The organism is Deltaproteobacteria bacterium (assembly GCA_016219225.1).
In the GTDB taxonomy this organism is placed as follows: domain Bacteria; phylum Desulfobacterota; class RBG-13-43-22; order RBG-13-43-22; family RBG-13-43-22; genus RBG-13-43-22.
Genome location: JACRBX010000070.1, coordinates 1 through 2293 on the forward strand (window position 1 = coordinate 1; position 2293 = coordinate 2293).

Genomic DNA, 2293 nt, shown 5'->3' on the forward strand with positions numbered 1-2293 from the left:
AAGACGATAATTGGGAATCCCCCAGCGGAGCACCCCTCCGGGTTCGGGCCCGGCCTCAAAGACGTCACAGGAGTAGCCTAATAAGGTTAGAAAATAAGCAGCGGCCAGACCGCTGGGACCTGCACCCATGACGGCGATCTTTTGTTTCTTGGAGACCTGTTGCGGCAAGGTGGGCTTTAAATGATACCGGGCGGCGTTTTCAGGCAGGAAACGCTCGATGACGGAAATAGCCACGGTTTCATCAAAGTATCCCCGGTTACAAATGGCTTCACAAGGGTGATAGCAGACCCGTCCGCAGACGGCCGGAAAGGGGTTTTCCAAAAGGATCGTTTCCCAGGCCTCTTTAAGCTGGCCCTGGCTGGTAAGCATCTCGATGCGGCCGATATCTTCCCCTGCCGGACAGGCGGCGCCGCAGGGGGCGGTTTTTTCATTATAACGGGGTTTGAGAAAGCGCCAGGAACCTGTTTTATTGCCTTCACTGGACAGATAGGAACGGGAGATGAACAAGGAGCCGGTCCCGCTGTTGCTGGAATCAACCGTCATGGTTTCTCCTCCATTCCCAGAACCTGCACTTCTTCGTAGGCCTCTCTCGCCGCCAGGATGTTCTCCTCGGGTTTTCGCGGCACATCTTCTTCAATGGCCCGGATAATGGCCTCCAGAGGAGGCATTCCCAGCACCCGGGCAAAGGCCCCTAAGACGGCGGTATTGGCGATGGGATGAGTCCGGGTCCCCAACTGATGGTTGAGGGCGATCCGGGTGGCATCCACAAAGGCCAGATGAAATCCCGAAAACGGTCTGAGATCAAGGGGCGGTGTCGGGGCATTGATCAAAATCCATCCACCGGTTTTCAATCCCTGGAACACATCCACATTCTGCAGCAGAGTTCGATCCAGGACCACTACATGATCCGGGGCAAAGACATGGGACCTGATCCATATTTCTTTCTCATCCAATCGCAGGTAAGCCTCGACCGGTGCCCCGCGTCGTTCCACCCCGAAGACCGGAAAACTTTGGACATAATAACCGGCCTGAAAAAAGGCCTTGGCCAGCAAGATGGTGGCCACCACCGTCCCTTGACCGCCACGGCCGTGAAAACGGATTTCCAGCATATCCCTTTTCCTTAATATCCTGTCTATCCTGTCAAAAAACAGGCCCTTCTATGGTTTGCTCCAGACCACGACGATGGCCTTGGCCGGGGTCCGGCTCAAACATCGAAAACTGTGACTGATATCCGATTCAAAATAGATACTGTCTCCGGGTTCCAACTCCTCTACCCGGTCTACGGTGCGAAATTCCAGTTTCCCTTCCAATAAATGGAGGAACTCTTCGCCTTCATGGCTGACAAAGACCAGTTCACTGGTATCTAAAATCGGGAATTCCACCAGAAAGGGTTCCATGTGTTTATTGGTTTTTTTCTCCTCCAGGGCCTCATAAATATAATCCACTTCCCCTTTCAGGTGAGACGGCAGTCCTTCCATCCGGACCCTTTCGTGACGGCGGGTGATGGCGATCTTTTCTTCCCCGGCCTGGTCCTGAAAGAAATAGGACATCCCGACCTGTAAGGCCTTGGAGAGCTTCAGCAAATTGGCAATGGGCGGAACGACTTCGGCATTCTCAATTTCAGCCAGGAATTCTTTGGGCAGACCCGTCTTGGCCGCCAGATCCTGTAGGGTGTAACGGTTCTTTTCCCGGAGCTCTTTGATCTTGTTGCCGATTTTAAAGGCCTCAATTTCCCATTGGATGCCCTGATCTACTCCCATTTCCATCTCCTTAGTTCGAAAATACAGTTAGGATCAACGATTCCCGTTCCCGTTGGCAAACAATTTAATTATATCCTTCTTCCATTTAAATAGCAAAGTCTATGATTAACCTTTAAGGACGCGGCATCCTGCCGAAGGCCTCCCGGAGCAGGGAAAATATATCAAGGGGAGGCGGAAAATTATTCTTGACCTTATTTATTTAGCATGCTAATTATTAGTCAACTAAATTAATTTCCTCTAAAGGAGGAATCCCCGATGAACGGTCTATTAGAAAAGATAAAAGAATTCACCATTCGCAACGATATTTCGGTGTTTGGGATCGGCAAGGCTGCGCACCTTGAAGACAGCGCTCCCCAGGGTTATAGGCCTTCAGATCTCCTTCCGGCGTCAAAAAGCCTGCTTTGCCTGGGAATCCCGGTCCCCAAAGGAATATTTAAATGCGGGGCCAGGGCCAATGAGGCCTATTGGCGGGCGGCCAATACCTATTACCGGAATATTGATGCCCTGCTGATGCAGCTTGGGCGGATGATCGA

At 51.7% G+C, this 2293-nt stretch carries 4 protein-coding genes; 1 reads left to right on the plus strand and 3 read right to left on the minus strand.

Features of this window, described 5'->3' with window-relative positions:
• The 3 genes from HY879_05770 to HY879_05780 form a co-directional block, all read right to left on the minus strand.
• The coding region (locus HY879_05770; protein ID MBI5602845.1) for an NAD(P)-binding protein at positions 1 to 543 on the minus strand (543 nt) is incomplete at its 3' end.
• Complete coding sequence (locus HY879_05775; GenBank protein MBI5602846.1) at positions 540 to 1109, minus strand: 2-oxoacid:acceptor oxidoreductase family protein; 570 nt, start codon at positions 1107 to 1109, stop codon at positions 540 to 542. The genes HY879_05775 and HY879_05770, both read right to left, overlap by 4 nt.
• 48 nt (positions 1110 to 1157) lie before the next feature.
• On the minus strand, positions 1158 to 1760 hold the full coding sequence (locus tag HY879_05780) for a helix-turn-helix transcriptional regulator (GenBank protein ID MBI5602847.1): 603 nt from the start codon (positions 1758 to 1760) through the stop codon (positions 1158 to 1160).
• A 255-nt stretch (positions 1761 to 2015) separates the two neighbouring features.
• On the opposite strand from HY879_05780, the gene HY879_05785 reads away from it, so the two are divergent.
• A partial coding sequence (locus HY879_05785; protein ID MBI5602848.1) for a hypothetical protein occupies positions 2016 to 2293 on the plus strand: 278 nt, incomplete at its 3' end.